This window comes from Streptomyces scopuliridis RB72, from assembly GCF_000718095.1.
Classification (GTDB): Bacteria; Actinomycetota; Actinomycetes; order Streptomycetales; family Streptomycetaceae; genus Streptomyces; species Streptomyces scopuliridis.
This window is the reverse complement of record NZ_JOEI01000030.1, coordinates 48,091-66,947: the sequence shown is the minus strand read 5'-3', so window position 1 is coordinate 66,947 and position 18,857 is coordinate 48,091. Positions and strand designations below refer to the sequence as shown.

Below are 18,857 nucleotides of genomic sequence, written 5' to 3'. Positions count from 1 at the left end.
GAGAGAAGAGCCGACCATGAGAATCTCCAAGGCATACAGAGGGCGGGCGGTCGCGGCCGTCTCCCTGACGGCGGTACTCGCCCTGACGGCGACCGCGTGCGGTGACGACGGAAGCGGCGGAAGCGGCAACGAGGGTTCCGGCAAGGGCGAGATCACCCTCTGGGACAACAACACGGGTGAGCGCCGGGAGATCTGGGCGCGGATCATCAAGGACTTCGAGAAGGAAAACCCGGACATCAAGGTCAAGTACGTCGGTCTCCCCATCGACCAGGTCCAGGCGAAGTACGACACCGCGATCGAGGGCGGCGGGCTGCCGGACGTCGGCGGCGTCGGTACGGCCTATCTCTCCAACCTGGTGGTACGGGACGTCCTGGAGCCGGTCGACGACCGTATCGACGCGGGCCCGCTCAAGGGCAAGCTCGTGCCGGCGCTGGTGGACAGCGTCAAGGCGGCGGGCGGCCGGGGGGACACCATGTACTCGGTGCCGACCTCCACCAACAACGGCACGCTGTGGTACCGCACCGATCTGTTCTCGGGGGCCGGCCTTGAGCCGCCCACCACCTGGGAGCAGTTCTACGCGGCGGCGGAGAAACTCACCAAGAGCGGGAAGAACCAGTTCGGTTACACCATCCGAGGGGGCGCGGGTTCCATCGCCCCAGCGATGGACGCGATGTACGGGCAGTCCGGCATCACATCGTTCTGGAACGGCGACAAGACGACCGTCAACGATCCGAAGAACGTGGCGGCGCTGGAGAAGTATGTCGCCCTGTACAAGAAGGTGACGCCGTCCGCCGACGTCAACAATGACTTCATCAAGATGGTCGCCCAGTGGGACAACGGCACCATCGGCATGCTGACCCACAACCTCGCCTCGTACCAGGACCATGTGAAGGCGCTGGGCAAGGCCAAGTTCAAGGGCCTCCCCTACCCGGCCCAGGCGGACGGCTCGCGCGTCCAGGTCTCCAACCCGGTAGACGGCCTGGGCCTGTTCAAGAACAGCACGAACAAGGCGGCGGCCTGGAAGCTCATCGAATTCGCCGCCTCCCACAAGTCGAACAGCGCGTGGAACGAGTCGGCGGGGTCCATTCCGGCGAACACCGACGCCGCCAACGACGCCTGGATCCAGGAGGCGGAGCCGACCGCGACCGCGATGAAGGCGCTCAGCGACGGCTCGACGAAGATCGTCAATCTGCCCTACTACCTGCCCGACTGGAACACCATCAGCAAGTCCGGAAACGAGCCGAACTTCCAGAAGGTGCTGCTCGGTGACATGACCGCCAAGGAGTTCGCGGACAAGGTGGCCAAGGAGCTCAACGACGCCCAGGCGGAGTGGAACGAGCAGAACAAGAGCTGACGGGACGAGGCCGGCGGTGGCGCTCCCGGGAGCACGGACGCCGCCGGCCCTCTCCCCTCCCTCTTCCTCCCCACCCCATTCCCTCTTCCTCCCCACCCATCAGGACTCCCTCAGGAAGTGAGGCCGACCGGCATGTCCATGTCCCGAAGACGGGCCACGGCGGCCCTCTCCGCGCTGCCGCTGACTGTCGCCGCGGCCCGTACCGCGACGGCAGCGCCGCACACCAGAACGGTGTACATCGCGGGTGACTCCACGGCCGCGGACAAGTACGTCGGCGCGGCGCCCGAGGCGGGCTGGGGCATGGCGCTCCCGTTCTTCCTCGGGAAGGGTCTCGTTGTCGCCAACCACGCCGTGAACGGCCGCAGTTCGAAGAGCTTCATCGACGAGGGACGGCTCGCCCCGATCCTCGACGCCATCCGGCCGGGCGATCTGCTCCTGGTCCAGTTCGGACACAACGACGAGAAGACCGCAGACCCCACGCGCCACACCGAGCCCTGGACGACCTACCAGGAGTATCTGCGGCAGTACGTGAGGGGTGCGGGGCAGCGTGGTGCGCGGTCGGTTCTGCTGACCTCCGTGGAGCGCCGGAGGTTCGACGCGGCGGGCAACGCCCTTCCGACGCACGGCGATTACCCGGCGGCGATGCGCGCGCTGGCCGCCAAGGAGCGGGTGCCGCTGCTCGACATCCAGACCGCGTCCTTGGCGCTGTGGCAACGGCTGGGCGCGGAAGGGACGCTGGCGTACTTCAACTGGCTCCAGCCCGGCGAATCGCCCAACTACCCCGACGGCGTATCGGACAACACACACTTCCGGCCGCCGGGCGCCATCGCGGTGGCCCGTCTGGTGGCTCGCGCGCTGCGGGACGAGCGGGTGCTCGCGCCCGGCGAGCTGCGCCGTCTCGACGAAGAGATCCCCGAATCCTGGCTCATCTGGCAACAGGACTGAGGAGCACTGAGGAGCATCATGCGCACAGCGAGATGTCATGCACTCATCACTATCGCGGCACTGGCCCTGACCGCCCTGGCGACACCCGCGCAAGCGAAGCCACCCACCACCGAACGGGCCGTCCTCGCCCCGAACGACGGCTGGGCAGCCGCCGACGGCGGCACCACCGGAGGCAGTGCCGCCGACCCCGCGCACATCTACACCGTCACCACCTGGGCCGAGTTCAGGAAGGCGCTGGCCGATGCCGCCGGCAACCCGTCGGTCATCCGGGTCAAGGGCACCCTGGACGCGCTCAGCGACTCCCAGGGAACCCCCCTCACCTGCGACGACTACGCGGCGGACGGCTACTCCTTCGCCGCATACCTGGCCGCGTACGATCCGGCGGTCTGGGGCCGCGATACCCCGGTCAGCGGCGAACAGGAGGACCTGCGCGCCGCCTCCGCCAAGAACCAGGACGCGCAGATCAAGGCGTACGTCCCGGCCAACACGACCATCGTCGGCGTGGGCCGGGACGCCCGAATCCTCGGCGGCAGCCTCCAGGTGAAGGATGTCGACAACGTCATCATCCGCAACCTCACCTTCGAGGACGCCTTCGACTGCTTCCCGCAGTGGGACCCGACGGACACCGAGCTGGGCAACTGGAACTCCGAGTACGACAACCTGGTGCTGTACGGCGCCACGCACGTGTGGGTGGATCACAACACCTTCACCGACGGCCGCCGTCCTGACAGTGAACAGCCTTACTACTACGGCCGGTTGTACCAGCAGCACGACGGGGAGCTGGATATCGTCCGGGGCTCCGATCTGGTCACCGTCTCCTGGAACGTCCTCGCCGACCACGACAAGACCATGCTGATCGGCAACAGCGACAGCGCGGCCGCCACCGACCGCGGCAAGCTGCGCGTCACCCTGCACCACAACCAGTTCAAGAACCTCGTCGAGCGGGCGCCCAGGGTGCGCTTCGGCCAGGTCGACACGTACAACAACCACTACGTCGTCCAGCAGTCGGGCTACGGGTACTCCTTCGGCATCGGCATCGAATCCCAACTGGTCGCGGAGAAGAACGCGTTCACGATGCCGACGGGCGTGAGCGCCGGGCGGATCCTGAAGAAGTGGAAGGACTCACCGGTCACCACCGCGAACAACTACGTCAACGGGAAGTACGTCGATCTGCTCGCCGTCCACAACGCGGAGGTCCCCGAGGAGACACTGCGCCCGGACGCGGGCTGGACGCCGACGCTCCGCACCAAGGTCGACGACCCGCGCGCGGTCCCGCACCTGGTCGACGGCGCGGCGGGCGCCGGAAAGCTCCGCTGACCGAACTCACTGGGGGGCGGGCATGGTTCCCACGACGACGGTGGCATACAGCTCATCGGAGCGCGCCACACGTGGGATCAGCCCGCTCCCGGCGACGGTCTCGACGGCGCGCGCCGCCTGGCGCTCGCTCGTCTCGACCAGCAGGCTGCCGCCCGGGGCCAGCCAGCGCGGCGCCTCCGCGGTCACCCGCCGCAGCACGTCGAGCCCGTCCGCACCGCCGTCGAGCGCCACCCGCGCCTCGTGGATACGGGCCTCCGGGGGCAGCAGTCCGACCTCCTCGGTGGGTACGTACGGCACGTTGGCGAGCAGCACGTCCACGCGGCCCCGCAGCGTGGCGGGCAGCGGACGGTACAGATCGCCCTCGTACACCCGGCCACCGACGGCGGCGACATTGCGCCGGGCGCAGCGCACCGCGGCCGGGTCGATATCGGCGGCGTGCAGCTCGGCCCGGTCCAGGATCCCGGCCAGCGCCGCGCCCAGCGCGCCCGAGCCGCAGCACAGATCGACCACCACGGCTCCGGGCCCGGCGAGGGCGGTGGCCGTAGTGGCGGCTGCCTGTCGTACGAGGAACTCGGTACGGCGGCGGGGCACGAAGACCCCGGGGTCCACGGCGATCCGCAGCCCGCAGAACTCCGCCCAGCCGAGGACGTGTTCAAGGGGCAGACCACCGACGCGCCGGTCCACCATGGCGGCGAGATCGTCCGGCGTCGCCGCCGTGGAGATGAGCAGCCGCGCCTCGTCCTCGGCGAAGACACAGCCGACGGCCCGGAGCCTGGTGACGATGACGGACTCGGCGGAAGAAGACGGAGAGGGAGTCGGCAAAGGAGCTGACATGAGAAGGGAAGCCTTTCGGGATGCCGATGGGCACTCCCTGGCGGTCAGCTATGCCTGCGGGACCGCGCGGCCGTGAGAAGGGAGCACCCGACCTGATACAGCGGTAATGGGTCTCGCCTCCCTCGGTAGATACGTCCACAGCTCGCACTGCGCTGGTCACCCTACCCGAGCCGGACCCCGGGGCGCGGGCGCACGTGTGACGGCCCGTCCCCCAGGGGCTGCCCGGGGGCTTCCCCAGGGGCTTTCTGAGCGGTCTCTTAGCGCCCCCTTAAGCGGAGCATAAGGATCGCCGTCACCCCCTCCCAACAGCCGATTCCGCGGTTCCGGGCGGCTAGTTTGCTGATCGCTGGGGCGGTACGGCGACGGGGAGGTCACCTGCCGCTCCGGCTGTCCCCCTCCCCGCTGCCGCCGCCCCGAAGGAGAACCAGTTCATGACCGTTCGACGTACGGCCACCGGGATCGTCGTCCTCGGCCTCGCTCCGCTCGCGCTGGCCGGGCTCGCCGCCGCGCCGGCCGTCGCCCATGGCTCGATGACCGATCCGGTCAGCCGGGTCGCCGCGTGTTTCGCCGAGGGGCCGGAGAGTCCGCGGTCGGCGGCGTGCAAGGCGGCGGTCGCGGCCGGCGGAACGCAGGCGCTCTACGACTGGAACGAGGTCAATATCGCCAACGCCGCGGGGAACCACCGGCAGTTGATCCCGGACGGCAAGCTGTGCAGCGCGGGCAGGGACAAGTACAAGGGACTCGATCTGGCGCGCGGCGACTGGCCGTCGTCCGAGCTGGCACCGGGCAACCGCACCTTCCGCTACAAGGCGACCGCGCCGCACCGCGGCTCCTTCGAGCTGTATGTCACCAAGGACAGCTATGACCCGGCCAAGCCGCTGAAGTGGTCGGACCTGGAGGAGAAGCCCTTCCTCAAGGTCACCGACCCGAAGCTGGAGAGCGGCGCCTATGTCTTCGACGGCGTCGTCCCGAACAAGTCGGGCCGTCATCTGATCTACTCCATCTGGCAGCGCTCGGACAGCCCCGAGGCCTTCTATACCTGCTCCGACGTGGTCTTCGGGCAGGACAACGGCGGCGCGGGCGGCGCCGCGCCGGCCGCCTCCGCGCCCACCGACGAGAAGATCGCGGACGGTACGGAGAAGTCCACCGTCGAGCACAACGGCCACGGCGACCTCGGTACCGACGCGACGAAGGTCTCGGCGAAGGACACCCCGGCCACCCCGGAGACCTCGGAGACCTCGGAGCAGCAGCCGGACACCAATGCCACCGCCGACGCCTACTCCGACGCCAACTCCCCCGAAGCGAAGGGCGCCGACGGTCAGGACACCCTCGCCGAGACCGGCGGCGACAGCAACACGTCCTACCTCGCGATCGGTGGCACGGCGGCGCTCGCCATCGGCGCCGCGGTGACCTTCGGAACCGCTCGCCGCAAGGCCGTATCGACCGGGCGTCATAGCCGCTGACCTCCGCCGTACGGCACCGCACACCGCCTTCCGCACACTGCCTTCCGCCACCGGCGAACTCCCCGGCGGCGGAAGGCAGTCGTGTGTCCCCGAGGGGTACGGATCAGCCGATCACCGAGGCGCAGGTGGTCGGGGTGGCACGGGCGGGATCGAGCGCGTTGTTCACCTCGTGGAAGGCGATCCTGTCGATCGTCCCGATCGCCACGTGCTCGGAGAGATCGACCGGGCACAGATCCTGGAGCAGCACATTGCGTACGTCGGGGCCGGTCAGGAACTGTGACCGGTACGGAGTGACCACCTCGTCGTACCGGGTGGCTATCACGGTGTAGCGCACCCCGGGGACGGTGTCACCACCCGCGTTGAGCTTGGTGAGGAAGGCGGATCCGGCCACCTGGTCGGCGAGCCCGGGGGTCTTCTCGTTCAGCAGATCGCCCGCCCCGGGGAAGTACGGCAGCAGCCGGGTCAGCCCGAGCAGGGTGCTGCCGCGGTTGGAGGGGGCGAGGCCGACCAGGGCGTTCACCTTCGCCGCCCCGCCGAGGAACTTCAGGTAGTAGCGCGGCATCATGCCGCCCTGGGAGTGGCCGACGACATCGACCTTCGCGGCGCCGGTGGCCGCGAGAACCCTGTCGACATAGGTGGCGAGCTGCCCGGCCGAGGCGTCGATGGGGCCGAGGCCGTAGAAGAACGGGACGCCGGGGAGCTGCCCGTAGTCGAGGGAGAAGACGCAGTACCCGCGGTTCACCAGATACGGGGCGAGGCCGAGCCAGTTGTCGATGGCGTTCCCGAGGGTGCCGTGGACGAGGACGACGGGACGGGGATGGGCGGCCGAGGGCTTGCAGGAGTAGTCGTTCCAGCCACTGCTCGACGACGCGGAGAGAGCGGGGGCGGTGGACACGGAAGTGGGGGCGGTGGGGGCCGCGGTGGGGGTCGCGGCAACGGCGGGGGTGGCCAGGAATGTAGCGGCCAGCAGCAGCGCGGTCAGTGGTCCGAGCGCGCGCTTCCAGGGCAGCATCGTGTGATCTCCTTGCGGCTCAAGGGAAATGGCGATGACTGTCAGCCCTGTGGCCCGGACCACAAAGATGCTTCCGCTATGAAGTTACGCATGAGTAAGGAGAAGAAGGGAAGTTACGCGTCGGTAAAAAGTGCGACGCGCGGCGCCGTCCACCACTATGCGGTCAAAACACATGACCAGGGCTACGCGGCCAGCGACCCCGGCACGATCGCGCGCGGGCCGAACTTCGCGCGGGCCCGGTCCGCCACCGCCTCGATCCGGCGGGCCCGGTCGTCCGCCGGGTCGAGCGTCAGCTGATGGGTGGCGTGTTCGGCCGGGACCAGCCCCTCGGCCCGTACCGAGAGAGCCCGTACCCGCGCCCGTTGCAGCCCGAGCGACTCATGGATCCGGTACGCGACGCCGGCGAGCGCCGCCGAGTGGGCGGTCGGCTCGGTCAGCGCGCGCGTACGGGTGGTCGTGGAGCGGTCCGCGTACCGCACGGTGAGGGTCAGCGAGCGGCACACCTGGTCCGTGCCGCGCATCCGGACGCCCAGCTCCTCGGTGATCGAGAGCAGCGCGCGGCGGTGCCGCTCCTGGTCCAGTTCATCGCGGGAGAAGGTCCGTTCGGCGGCGAGCGAGCGGGCGGCGGCGTTCGTGGCGACCCCCGTACGGTCCACCCCGTGGGCCTTCTCGTACAGTTCACGCCCCATCCGCACCCCGGTGATCCGCTGGAGCGTGGACAGCGGTACGGCCGCGGTCTTCCCGATGGTGTCGAGTCCGTACGCGCGCAGCGCGCGGGCCGTCGCGGCGCCGACGCCGGGCAGTTCGCCGACCCGGCCGGGCTCCAGGAACCGCTCGATCGCGCGCCCGTCGTCCGCCACCACGAGCGTCGTGCCCGGCGCGGCGCGCCGCACGGCCATCCGGGCCAGCATCGGGGTGGGGGCCACCCCGATCGTGCAGCCGGTGCCGAGGTGCGCGAGCGCACGGACCCGCAGTACGGAGGCGATCCCGGCGGCGTCCTGCCCGAAGTACCGTTCCGCACCGCGCACATCGACGAGCGCGGTGTCCGGCGGCAGCGCCTGGACGGCGGGGCTGATGTCCTCGATCAGCCCGACCAGCGCGGGCAGCGTCGCCCCGGACCCGCCGCCTCCCTGGAGTTCCGGGCCGGAGTGGAACCGTATGCAGAGGATCATCCCGCGCTCCCCGGGCTGGAGTGCCACAACTTCCGTCCGGTCGGCAGCCCTTCGCCGGGTGGCTTGAGGTCCGACCAAGGGTTCATCTCGTAGCCCGTGGGCATCTGGATGCGCCGGCCGTCGTCCCCTGAAGGACCACCGGAAGGCGACACCGGGGCCGCCGGTGCCGGGGGCGCGTCCAGCGCGGCCGCGACCGCGTCCAGCCCGCCCTTCTCGCGCAGTTCCACCAGCTCCGCCAGGTTCCAGGCCGCCGCGCCCACCACGCTCAGACTCCGCGGACCGCGCCGCTGCACCACCCCGCGCACCAGCAGCAGCCAGGAGTGGAAGACGGTATGCGCGCACGCCTCGTGGCTGTCGTCGAAGAAGGCCAGATCGACCAGGCCCGTACCGTCGTCCAGCGTCGTGAAGATGACCCGCTTGCCGGAGCGGATGGGCGGCGTCTGGGTCGCCACCTTGGCGCCCGCGACCAGTACGGTCCTGCCGTGCGGCACCTCCCGCAGCCGCTTGGCCGACATCGCTCCCAGCTCCTTCAGGAACGCGTAGTGATCTCCCATCAGATGGCGGGAGGCGTCCATGCCGAGGACCCCGAGCTCGGCGCTGAGACGCTCCGCGTCGCCCAGGTCGGGCAGCCCGGCGGGGGCGGTCCGCCGCCCGCCCTCCAGCGGGAGCTGGTCTCCGTACGCCCCCGCTCTCCGCTGCGCTCCGTGCAGTTCGGACAGATGCAGCAGCAGATCGCGCCGGTTGGCGCCGAACCTGTCCAACGCGCCCACCTGCGCGAGCCGTTCGGCCACGGGCCGGGCCGGTCTGGCCCGCTGCCAGAAGTCCAGCAGTGAGGAGTACGGCTGTCCCGCCTCGATCCGGGCCGCCTCCGCCTCGCTGATGCCATGGACGTCGGAGAGCGCCAGTCGCACCCCCCAGACGCCGCCCCCGGACAAACCATCCCCAGATACCCCACCCTCAGACACCAGTTCGATTCTATGAGTGACCGTCGAACGGTTCACATCCAACGGCAGCACCGGCACCCCCCGCCGCCGCGCGTCCGCGAGCAGCAGCCGCTTCGGATACATCCCCGGATCATGGGTGAGCAACCCGGCGTAGAAGGCGGCCGGATGGTGCGCCTTGAGCCAGGCCGACTGATAGGTCGGTACGGCGAACGCGACGGCGTGCGCCTTGCAGAAGCCGTACGAGCCGAACGCCTCGACGATCTCCCAGGTCCGCGCGATGACCTCGGGTGTGTATCCCCTCCGCCGCGTCCGCTGCTCGAACCAGGCGCGGATCCCGGCCCCCGACCCGGGGTCGGACAGCCCGCGCCGCACCTTGTCCGCCTCCTCCCGGCCGCAGCCGGTCATGATGTCCACCATCCGGATGATCTGCTCGTGGAAGACGACCACGCCATAGGTCTCCCGCAGCGGTTCCTCCAGGTCGGGATGGGGATAGCGGATGGGCGCGCGGCCATGTCTGGCCTCGATGAACGGCCGCACCATATCGGCGGCCACCGGCCCCGGCCGGAAGAGCGAGATATCGACCACCAGATCGTGGAAGGTGGCGGGCTGGAGCCTGCCGACCAGATCGCGCTGGCCCGGCGACTCGATCTGGAAGCAGCCCAGGGTCTCGGCGGACTGGATCAGCCGGTAGGTCTCGGGGTCGCCCTCCGGCACCTGTTCCGGATCGTCGATGTCCACCCGCGCGCCGGTGGCCCGTTCGATCTCCCCGACGGCGTGCGCCATCGCCGACTGCATCCGTACGCCCAGCACATCGAGTTTGAGCAGCCCCATCTCCTCGACGTCCTCCTTGTCGAACTGGGACATGGGGAAGTGCTCGCCGCTGGTCGGCACCACCGGGGTACGGCGCAGCAGCGAGGCGTCCGAGAGCAGCACTCCGCACGGGTGCATGGCGACCCCGCGCGGCAGCGCGTCCAGCGCCTCCACCAGCTCCCACAGCCGGCCGTACTTCGCCCCGTCCCGCCGCAGCTCCCCGGCCAGCTCGCGCAGTTCGGGCAGTTCCTCCATCGCGGCGCGGGCGTCCCTGGCCCGGATATGCGGGAAGGACTTGGCGATCCGGTCGATCTCGGCCGGGTCCATGGAGAGGGCCGCGCCCACGTCCCGTACGGCATGACGCACCCGGTAGGTCTCGGGCATGGCGACGGCCGCGACCCGTTCCGGGCCGAAGCGGTCGAGGATCGCCCGGTAGACCTCCAGCCGGCGCGCGGACTCCACATCGATGTCGATGTCAGGGAGTCCGCGCCGGCGGGTGGAGAGGAAACGTTCCATCAGCAGTCCGTGCGCGACCGGGTCGGCGTGGGCGATCCCCAGCAGATGGTTGACCAGGGAGCCCGCGCCGGAGCCGCGCGCGGCGACCCGGATGCCCATGTCCCGTACGTCGTCCACGACTTGGGCGACCGTGAGGAAGTAGGAGGCGAAGCCGAGCTCCTCGATCGTGCGCAGCTCGGCGTCCATCCTGCCCCAGTACGTCCGGTGGTCGCGGCGCCGGTCGTAGCCGCGCAGCACCATCCCGGCGGCGCAGCGCGAGCGCAGCACCCGCCCGGCGGTACGGCGGTCCGCGCCGACCAGCCGCGGTTCGGGGAAGTGGACGGTGCCGAGGCCGAGATCGTCCACGGGGTCGACCAGACAGCCGGCGGCGGTCTCCTCGGTCAGGGCGAGCAGCCGGTGGGCGGTGTCGCGGCGGAATCCGGCGGCCTCGGCGACCAGCTCGGCGGTCCGTACCATCCCCGCCGGGTCCTTGAGCCAGCGCTCCCCGCTGTCCAGCCCCTTGCGCGGGTCGATGGGGACCAGCCGGCGGGCCGCGTCGAGGACATCGGCGACCGGGCCCTGCCCGGCGTCGGCGTAGCGCACGGCGTTGCTGAGCACCGCGCGTACGCCCTGTTCGGTGGCGAAGCCGAGGGTACGGGCGGCATGCCGCAGCGAGCCGGGGCCCGTGCCCGTACGCCCGTGGTGCACGACCTCCAGCCGGAGCGCGTCGCCGTAGATCTCCCGCCAGGGCGCGAGCAGCCGGGCGGCCCGGTCGGGACGGCCCGCCGCGAGGGCGCGGCCGATCTCGGAGTCGGGCCCGAGCAGCACGGTGAGGCCCGAGCCGTAATTGTCCTGCCAGGGCAGCAGCGGACCGCCGCCGCCCGGAACGTGCCCGCCGCCCACCGGAGCGTGCCCGCCGCCACCCGAAGCGGTGTCCGCCGAGGCGTGCGCGGTGGAGATGAGCCGGCACAGCTCCGCCCAGCCCCGCGCGCCGTCACGGGCGAGGAAGACCGCGCGGGGCGCGGACTCGTCGATGAAGGCGCCGCCGCGCACGGGCGTACGCCTGCGTCCGGCCGGGCCCGCCTCGCGCGCCCGCTCGCCCACCGCCAGCTCCACCCCGAAGAGCGGCCGTATCCCCTCCGCGGCGCATGCCCTGGCGAAGCGGACCGCGCCCGCGAGGGTGTCGCGGTCGGTCAGGGCGAGGGCGTCCATGCCCCGCTCGGCGGCGCGCGCGGCCAGCCGCTCCGGGTGGGAGGCCCCGTACCGCGAGGAGTACCCGGAGACGGTGTGCAGATGCGTGAAGCCGGGCATCCGCACCTCCTGGATCAGTCCGTTCTCAGTCTGCTCTCACCTCCCCCGCCTCTCCACCATAGACCAAGTTTCGAACGTGCGTACGATACTGCCGCGAGGGTGGGGGACCGGTCCCCCGGTCAGCCGTGCGAGCCCTTCCCACCTGCGCCGATACCAGGGAGAAGCGGCGCCGTGAACGCCCGGAGGGGCCCGGTCCACCACGGGCAGTGGTGGACCGGGCCCCTCCTCCCAGCGGGTTCGGTCAGCCGATCTCGGTCAGCCGATCTGGGCACCGTACGCGGCGAGCGCCTCCGGCACCGGCTGGAAGAACGTCTCACCGCCCGAGGAGCAGTCACCGCTGCCGCCCGAGGTCAGCCCGAGCGCGGTGTCGCCCGAGAAGAGCGAGCCGCCGCTGTCGCCCGGCTCGGCGCAGACCGAGGTCTGGATGAGCCCGTTGACGATGTCGCCGTTGCCGTAGTTCACGGTGGCGTCGAGTCCGGTCACCTCACCGTCGTGCACCTGGGTGGTGGAACCGCTGCGGGTCACCTGCTGGCCGACGGTCGCGTCGCCCGCCCGCGTGATCGCCTGCGTGCTGCCGTCGTAGAGGTTCACCTCGCTCGGGTGCGCCACGTCGGCGGTGTACTTGACCAGGCCGTAGTCGTTGTCCGGGAAGCTGGAGCCCTCGTTCGTCCCGATCTCGGTGCCCTGCGCGTCCGACCAGGTCTGGATGGACTCCGTGCAGTGCCCGGCGGTCAGGAAGTACGGCGCGCCGTCCTTGACCACGTTGAAGCCGAGCGAGCAGCGCCCGCCGCCGCCCGTGATGGCGTCACCGCCGGAGACGAAGGGCTTGAACTCCCCCGCCGTCTTCTTCAGCTCGGCCTTGTCGCCGAGCGCCTTCACCACGCCGCTGAGCGTGTCCCAGGACGCGCCCGTGACCGTACGGTCGGCCGTGACGACCACCTTGTTGGTCACCGGATCGACGGCCCACGACGTACCCGGAATGGTCGCCCGGTCCGTGAGGGTCTGCCGGGCGCTCTTCAGCTCGGCCAGGGAGTTCTGAACCAGTCTGGCCTTGCCGCCGGCCTGGCGCACGGTCTCGGCCGCCTGCTCGTTGACGACATTCACCACGAGCGCCTTCGACCCGGCGTCGTAGTACGCGCCGGCCGCGCCGGCGCCCAGGCTGTCGTCCAGGGTGGACGCGAGAGTTCCGGCCGCCGTGGCGGTCAGCGACTTCACCGTGAACTGGGGTGTGCTCTCACTGGCGTTCGCAGTCTGGAAGGTCACACCCGCGACCACCAGAGCGACCACGGCACCTCCCGCCATCGTCACTCGCTTCTTGGATATACGCCGATGATTCAACGTCAGCCTCCTGTGGGGGGACCGTGTCAGGCCATGTGGGGTGTACCTGACACGGAGGTTGCGGCTCCCACTATTCCGAGACTGGCCAGTAACACACAAGGTCGACTTCAGGACGGACACCCGCAACGGCCCTCGTACGCCGGGTCGTCGGCCGACCGCTTCCGGGCAGGGACGGTTCCATGTGCGAACACCTGGTGCGATCACCGCGTCATCAGCGGGTGAGGACTAGTCCTGTCTTGAATTCGCCCCTGTTATCGGAGGCGTCAGCCCGGCAGCACCTGACGCTCGCCCGCCGGCACGGCGATCGGGAGGGTGTTGCCGGGCGGCGGGAACGGGCAGATGAAGTGGTCCGCGAAGGCGCACGGCGGCAGCAGGGAACGGTTGAAGTCGACCGTCACCGACCCGTCCGCCGCCGGGGCGGCGGGCCGCAGGAAGCGGAAGCGGTAACTCCCCTTCCCGCTGGTGGTGTCGGCGAAGACCGCCCAGAGCGAGCCGTCGGGCTCGACCGCGACCTGGAGGGTGTGTTCTGTACCGCCGACGGTGAAGGCGATCTCACCGCCGAGCCCGAGGCCCCGTTCCCGCCCGTCGGCGTTCTCGACCCGGACGGTGCGGCTCGTGCCGTACGGCCGGAAGCGGCCCGGCAGCGTCCAGTCCGGGTCGTACGGCGTGGCCTCGATGCCCCGGAACGCGCGCCGCGCGGCGGACTCCGGGTCGAAGGAACGGACCGCCCAGAGCCCTTCGCGGCGCAGCACGACGAGCCTGCGCCCGCCGGCCGCGATCCGGGACTCCTCGACCGGGCCGCTGTCCGCCGTCAGCCGGATCTCCCGGACAGGACCCGGCGGCCGGCCGTCGGCGGTCAGTCCGTCTCCGTCCGCCGCCGTCAGCACCACCCCGTCCCCGTCCTCATCCACGCGCCACACCCCGGGGACATCCGGAAGATGACCTTCCGGATAGTCGGCGAGCCAGTGCGTGCCGGTGAGCGAGAGCGGTCCGTACGGCGCCGAGACCGTGGCCGCCCGGCGCTCGCGCCACCTCTCCCATTTCTGAACAGATGTGAGGGAAACGCCGGATACATCCGTTACATCCGTGCTCATGCGGCTGACCCCTTCCATTCGGGTGCGGGAAGCCCGAGATGAGAGCGCAGGGTGGCGCCCTCGTATTCCGTACGGAAGGCCCCACGCTCCTGGAGGAGCGGTACGACCCGGTCCACGAAGTCGTCAAGACCGCCCGGGGTCAGATGCGGTACGAGAATGAAGCCGTCCGCCGCCCCGGTCCGCACGAAGGTGTCGAGGCTCTCGGCGACGCCCTCCGGGGTGCCGATGAAGGACTGCCGCGCGGTGGTCTCGATGACGGTCTGCCGGATGGACAGCCCCTTGGCCTCGGACAGCGCCCGCCACTTGGCCGCGACCGCGAGCGGATCACCGATCCGCACCCGGCCCTGGACCAGCGCGGAGTCCGGGTCCGGATCGATCCCCGGCAGCGGCCCGTCCGGGTCGTACGCCGAGAGGTCCCGCCCCCAGACCTGCTCCAGGGCGAGGATCGCGTTCTGCGGGGAGACCTGCTGCCTGCGGATCCCGGCGGCCCGCTCCTGCGCCTCGGCGTCGCTGTCGCCGAGGACGACGGTGACCCCCGGCATGATCTTGAGGTCATCCGGGTCCCTGCCGTACTTCGCCAGCCGGGACTTGGTGTCGGCGTAGAACTCGCGGCCCGCCTCCAGGGTGCCGTGCCGGGTGAAGATGACATCGGCGGCGGAGGCGGCGAACTCCCGGCCCTCCTCCGAGTCGCCCGCCTGGATGACCACGGGGTGACCCTGCGGGGAGCGCGGGACGGTGAACTCCCCCTCGATCTCGAACTGCCGCCCGGAGTGGGCGAACGGGCGCGGTGTGCCGTACGGGGCGCCGGGCGCGGGCGGGGTCCAGGAGTCCCACAGCTCCCGCGCGGTCGCCACGAACTCGGCGGCCCTGGTGTAGCGGTCGGCGCGGTCGAGATAGCCGCCGCGCCGGAAGTTCTCCCCGGTGAAGGCGTCGGAGGACGTCACCACGTTCCAGGCGGCGCGGCCCGCGCTGAGATGGTCGAGCGTGGCGAGCCTGCGGGCCAGTTCGTAGGGCTCGTTGAAGGTGGCGTTCACGGTGGCGGCGAGGCCGAGCCGGTCGGTGACGGCGGCCAGCGCGCTCAGCACGGTGAGGGATTCGGGACGGCCGACCACGTCCAGATCGTGGATGAGGCCCTTGTGTTCGCGCAGCCGCAGCCCCTCGGCCAGGAAGAAGAAGTCGAACTTCCCGCGCTCGGCGGTGCGCGCCAGGGCCTCGAAGGAGGAGAAGTCGATCTGCGACTTGGAACGGGGGTCGGTCCATACGGTGGTGCTGTTGACCCCGGGGAAGTGCGCGGCGAGATGGATCCGCTTGCGGGCGGTACGGGAAGTGTCGGTCGTCATGAGGTTCCCCCCGCGGGCGCGTACTGGTTGGCCGGGCGTGCGAGGCTCAGATGCTCGCGGAGCGTGCCGCCCGGATGGAAGGTGCGGAACAGACTGCGGTGCTGGAGCAGCGCCACCGTGCCGTTGACGAGCCGTTCGAGATCGCGCCGCGGCTCGGCGGGCGTGAGATGGAAGCCGTCCACGGCGCCGGTGCCGTGCCAGCTGGTGATCAGGTCGGCGAGATCGACGGGGCCGCCGCGGTAGTGCGGTCCGGTGTCGCCGGCCGTCGTGCGCGGCGCGCTCTCCAGACCGGGTTCCACCGGGCGTTCGCCGTCGCCGAGATCGATGGTGAGCGCGGCCAGCACCCGCAGGGTGCCGGGGTCACGGCCGTGGTCGGCGGCCCGTGACCGGAGCTTCTCGCTGATCGCCGCCGCCTCGTCGGGCCGCCCGGCCCTGACCAGGACCACATCCGCGTGGCGCGCGGCGGTCTCCCTGCTGTGCCCCTCGGTCGCGTCGACCACGGTGACGGGGTGGCCCTGCGGCGGGCGCGGCACGATGGACGGGCCGCGGACCGTGAACGTGGCGCCCTCGAAGTCGACATAGTGCAGCTTGCCGCGGTCGATGAAGCGCCCTGTCGATGTATCGCGGATCTCGGCGTCGTCCTCCCAGCTGTCCCAGAGCCGGGCGGCCACCTCGGCCACCTCGCCCGCCTCCTGCCACAGGGCGGGGACGGAGGCGGCCGGGCGGCGGCCGAACAGCCGGGCCTCCGCCGGAGTGGTGGACACATCGACCAGCCAGCCGGCCCGGCCCCGGCTCACCCAGTCCAGGGTGGCCACGGCCGCGGAGACATGGAACGGCTCGGTGTGGGTGGTGGTGACGGTGGGCACGAGCCCGATGCGCTCGGTCGCGGGCGCGACCCGGGAGAGCACGGCGAGCGCGTCGGGGCCGGGGCGCGCGAAGGAGTCCTGGAGCGTGACGAAGTCGAGGGCGCCCCGCTCGGCGAGCCGGGCGAGTTCGACGTACCCCGCGGCGTCGAAGGACCGCTGACCGCCGATCTCGGCGGCGAGATACAGCGGGCGGTGCGGCGGATTGTGCGGCGGATTGTGCCGGGGTCGGTGCGGAGGTCGGGTGGCGGACATGGCGGGCCTTACCTTTCAGCTTCGGACGGGCAGCCCGTCCGGCGGTTGAGGAGCCGAAGCGTCCGTGGACGGTGCGGCCGGGGGCGGTGCGGCCGGGGGCGGTGCGGCCGGGGGCGGTGCGGCCGGGGGCCGCGCGAGGCCGGCGAGCAGGGTGAGCGCGGCCCGCGCGGTGGCGTCGTTCTGCCGGAACGCGGGTCCGCCCGTACGCGGCCGGGTGAAGGCGCCGCTGGACCGGGCGGTGGTGTACGGACCGAGCGCGAAGCGGCGGGGATGCGGGGTGCCGTCGCGCTCCAGCAGCCGCCCGTCGCCGGGGTCGACCCGGACCAGCCCCGCCGAGATCGCGGCGGCCCCCTCCTCGTACAGCGCGCGCAGCAGCGGGCTCCGGGTGCGTTCGGGCGAGGGGTCGGGCAGCCGCGCCTCGACCAGCGCGCGTGCCTCGACGTACTCCCCCGGTACGGCAGCGCTGCCCGCCCGGAAGATCCCCCGCCGCCCGTCGGCCTCGACCGACATGTCCGCGCCCAGGAAACGGACGACCCCGGCCCGGGAGAGCGCGAGCAGCTGGCGCAGCCGGGGTCCCGGCGGGCCGGAGGCGAGATAGCTGAAGAAGCCGTGCCAGCTGCCGCCGGGATCACCGAGGTCGCCGAGGCGGATCAGCTGCCCGTAGACGGAGAGCAGCCCGAAGAAGACGGCGAGGTCCGCGCTGTGGGCCGGGTCGTGTCTCCGGGCCAGATCCGCGCGTATGTAGTCGCGCAGCCCGTCCTGGAGCGCGTCGTACGAGTCGAAGCGCAGCCCGTCCAGCGGCCGGTCGAGGGCGGCGAGATCGAGCCGGTCGGCGGGGTCGGGTACGGCCGCGCTCACCAGGGCGTCCAGTTCGGGACTGCCGGGGTCGGCGGCGGCGTACTTCTCCTCGAAGTCGGTCCAGTCGACGCGGGTGCGCTCGGGGTGCGCGGTGAAGAGGCGGTGGTAGTGCGCGAAGCCGAGCTCCTTGTCGACCAGCGGCCGGACATCGCGCCGGAAGTCGGGCGGCTCCGGCCGGCTCAGCAGTGCGTCGATCTGCCCGGGCCCGAGGAAGCGGGGCAGCGGGGGCCGTTCACCGTCCAGCCCGTAACCGATCTTGGAGTGGTACGGGACACCGCGCCGCGATCCGACGTACAGGACCGGTTCGCGTCCCGAGGGGTGGTAGACCAGCTCCCCGTTGTCGTGGCCGGCGCTCCCCGAGTAGCGTCCGCCGCGCCCTTCGGTGACGAGCACCATCAGATCGACGAAGGCGAGTCCGAAGCCGCGGACGAGGACGGGTTCGCCGGCGGGCAGGGCGGACAGATCGCTGTCCGCGGTGAAGTCGGGCGGCAGATGGATCAGTCCGTGCTCTGCCGCGAACCGGCTCAACTCCACCTGTTCCGCGTCCGGTTCGGCGTCGAGATGTCCGAGGGTGAGCACAACGAGGTCGGCGAGGAGCGGTTCGGTACGGTCCGCGAGCCAGACGCGCTGGCGTCCGCCGCGCGGACCGCTGACGCGCACGGCGTCCGTGCGGTGCTGGTGGACAGTCACACCGGGCGGCAGGGCGGCGACGGTCTGTTCGTACACCCAGCTCAGATAGGCGCTCTGCACCCGGCGGCTGGGGAAGGTCTGGCCGGTGAGAGCGGCGATCTCGGCACGGAGCCCGGCCTCGGACGGAGCGAGCGCCGCCTCGGCCGCCTCCGACTCGGCGGAGAGCCGCGCCCTGCCCTCCCTGATGTCCCGTGCCCATTCGTGCAGCGCGGGTCCGTGCCGTACCGGACCGGCCAGGGCCACCGTGTCATCGGTGAACATGGTCACGTCCTCGGCCATGGAGTTCATCCAGAGCAGCGACGACTGATCACGGCGCCAGACCCGCCCGGCCCCCGGCGGATGCGGGTCCACGAGATGGATGTCCAGCGGCAGACCGTCGTACAGGGAGCGCGCGTTGGCGGCGATCCGCTCCAGAAAGCCTGTGCCGCGCGGACCTGCTCCGACCACGACAACAGACGGGGTCAGGGGTGGAGTGCGGACGGTGACCGAGGACACAGAGGACACAGGCATGCGAAGGCTCCGTGGATACAGCGATCGAACACGGGAGTGCCTTCACAGAAAACGCAGGCGGACCGAGCCCCTCAGCACGATCCGCTTGTCCGTAGGGAGGCTAAGCGGTGCCTACGGCCTGTTGTCAAGCTTGTCCGTACTGTGAACCGTCCGTCTCGGCTCGGTTGACGCGGAAACGGATGCCTGTTCCACTTGGCTCATGCATTCGCAGCAGTGGCTGGTCACGCGCTCCCACATCGACTTCGGTCGCGT

13 protein-coding genes are annotated in these 18,857 nt (G+C 71.1%); 4 read left to right on the top strand and 9 right to left on the bottom strand.

Annotated features, from left to right (window positions below; all coding sequences use genetic code 11):
* The first annotated feature begins 16 nt into the window (after positions 1 to 16).
* From IF11_RS0130215 to IF11_RS0130205, 3 genes are all read left to right on the top strand, one after another.
* The gene (locus IF11_RS0130215; RefSeq protein WP_030354952.1) at positions 17 to 1,354 is read left to right on the top strand and encodes an ABC transporter substrate-binding protein; all 1,338 of its coding nucleotides are present in this window, start codon (positions 17 to 19) and stop codon (positions 1,352 to 1,354) included.
* Between the two features lie 132 nt (positions 1,355 to 1,486).
* Positions 1,487 to 2,299 carry a rhamnogalacturonan acetylesterase gene (locus IF11_RS0130210; protein WP_030354951.1) on the top strand — a complete coding sequence of 271 codons (813 nt, stop codon included), beginning with the start codon at positions 1,487 to 1,489 and terminating at the stop codon, positions 2,297 to 2,299.
* An 18-nt stretch (positions 2,300 to 2,317) separates the two neighbouring features.
* On the top strand, positions 2,318 to 3,616 hold the full coding sequence (locus IF11_RS0130205) for a pectate lyase family protein (protein WP_030354950.1): 1,299 nt from the start codon (positions 2,318 to 2,320) through the stop codon (positions 3,614 to 3,616).
* A 6-nt stretch (positions 3,617 to 3,622) separates the two neighbouring features.
* Here IF11_RS0130205 and IF11_RS0130200 read toward each other — a convergent pair whose 3' ends face one another.
* Positions 3,623 to 4,450, bottom strand: a complete 828-nt coding sequence (locus IF11_RS0130200) for a putative protein N(5)-glutamine methyltransferase (protein WP_030354949.1) — start codon at positions 4,448 to 4,450, stop codon at positions 3,623 to 3,625.
* 431 nt (positions 4,451 to 4,881) lie between these two features.
* On the opposite strand from IF11_RS0130200, the gene IF11_RS0130195 reads away from it, so the two are divergent.
* Positions 4,882 to 5,913 (top strand): lytic polysaccharide monooxygenase, encoded by a 1,032-nt coding sequence (locus IF11_RS0130195; RefSeq protein ID WP_030354948.1) that lies wholly within the window; start codon positions 4,882 to 4,884, stop codon positions 5,911 to 5,913.
* A 103-nt stretch (positions 5,914 to 6,016) separates the two neighbouring features.
* Here IF11_RS0130195 and IF11_RS0130190 read toward each other — a convergent pair whose 3' ends face one another.
* The 8 genes from IF11_RS0130190 to IF11_RS0130155 all read right to left on the bottom strand — a co-directional run bounded on the left by IF11_RS0130190 (position 6,017) and on the right by IF11_RS0130155 (position 18,605).
* Positions 6,017 to 6,925, bottom strand: coding sequence for an esterase/lipase family protein (locus tag IF11_RS0130190; RefSeq protein ID WP_030354947.1), 909 nt, complete (start codon positions 6,923 to 6,925; stop codon positions 6,017 to 6,019).
* Between the two features lie 182 nt (positions 6,926 to 7,107).
* Positions 7,108 to 8,097 carry a DNA polymerase Y family protein gene (locus IF11_RS0130185; protein WP_030354946.1) on the bottom strand — a complete coding sequence of 330 codons (990 nt, stop codon included), beginning with the start codon at positions 8,095 to 8,097 and terminating at the stop codon, positions 7,108 to 7,110.
* Positions 8,094 to 11,657, bottom strand: coding sequence for a DNA polymerase III subunit alpha (locus IF11_RS0130180; protein WP_030354945.1), 3,564 nt, complete (start codon positions 11,655 to 11,657; stop codon positions 8,094 to 8,096). Before IF11_RS0130180 ends, IF11_RS0130185 begins: the two co-directional genes overlap by 4 nt.
* A 255-nt stretch (positions 11,658 to 11,912) precedes the next feature.
* Complete coding sequence (locus tag IF11_RS0130175) at positions 11,913 to 12,995, bottom strand: S1 family peptidase (RefSeq protein WP_030354944.1); 1,083 nt, start codon at positions 12,993 to 12,995, stop codon at positions 11,913 to 11,915.
* 263 nt (positions 12,996 to 13,258) lie between these two features.
* Entirely contained in the window at positions 13,259 to 14,089 is an 831-nt protein-coding gene (locus IF11_RS0130170) for a DUF1684 domain-containing protein (RefSeq protein WP_030354943.1), read from the bottom strand.
* Positions 14,086 to 15,429 carry an NtaA/DmoA family FMN-dependent monooxygenase gene (locus tag IF11_RS0130165; RefSeq protein WP_030354942.1) on the bottom strand — a complete coding sequence of 448 codons (1,344 nt, stop codon included), beginning with the start codon at positions 15,427 to 15,429 and terminating at the stop codon, positions 14,086 to 14,088. The genes IF11_RS0130170 and IF11_RS0130165 overlap by 4 nt, the downstream gene beginning before the upstream one ends.
* The gene (locus tag IF11_RS0130160; protein WP_051746366.1) at positions 15,426 to 16,547 is read right to left on the bottom strand and encodes an LLM class flavin-dependent oxidoreductase; all 1,122 of its coding nucleotides are present in this window, start codon (positions 16,545 to 16,547) and stop codon (positions 15,426 to 15,428) included. The genes IF11_RS0130165 and IF11_RS0130160 overlap by 4 nt, the downstream gene beginning before the upstream one ends.
* A 15-nt stretch (positions 16,548 to 16,562) precedes the next feature.
* Positions 16,563 to 18,605, bottom strand: a complete 2,043-nt coding sequence (locus IF11_RS0130155) for an FAD/NAD(P)-binding protein (RefSeq protein WP_078490999.1) — start codon at positions 18,603 to 18,605, stop codon at positions 16,563 to 16,565.
* Between the last annotated feature and the right edge of the window lie 252 nt (positions 18,606 to 18,857).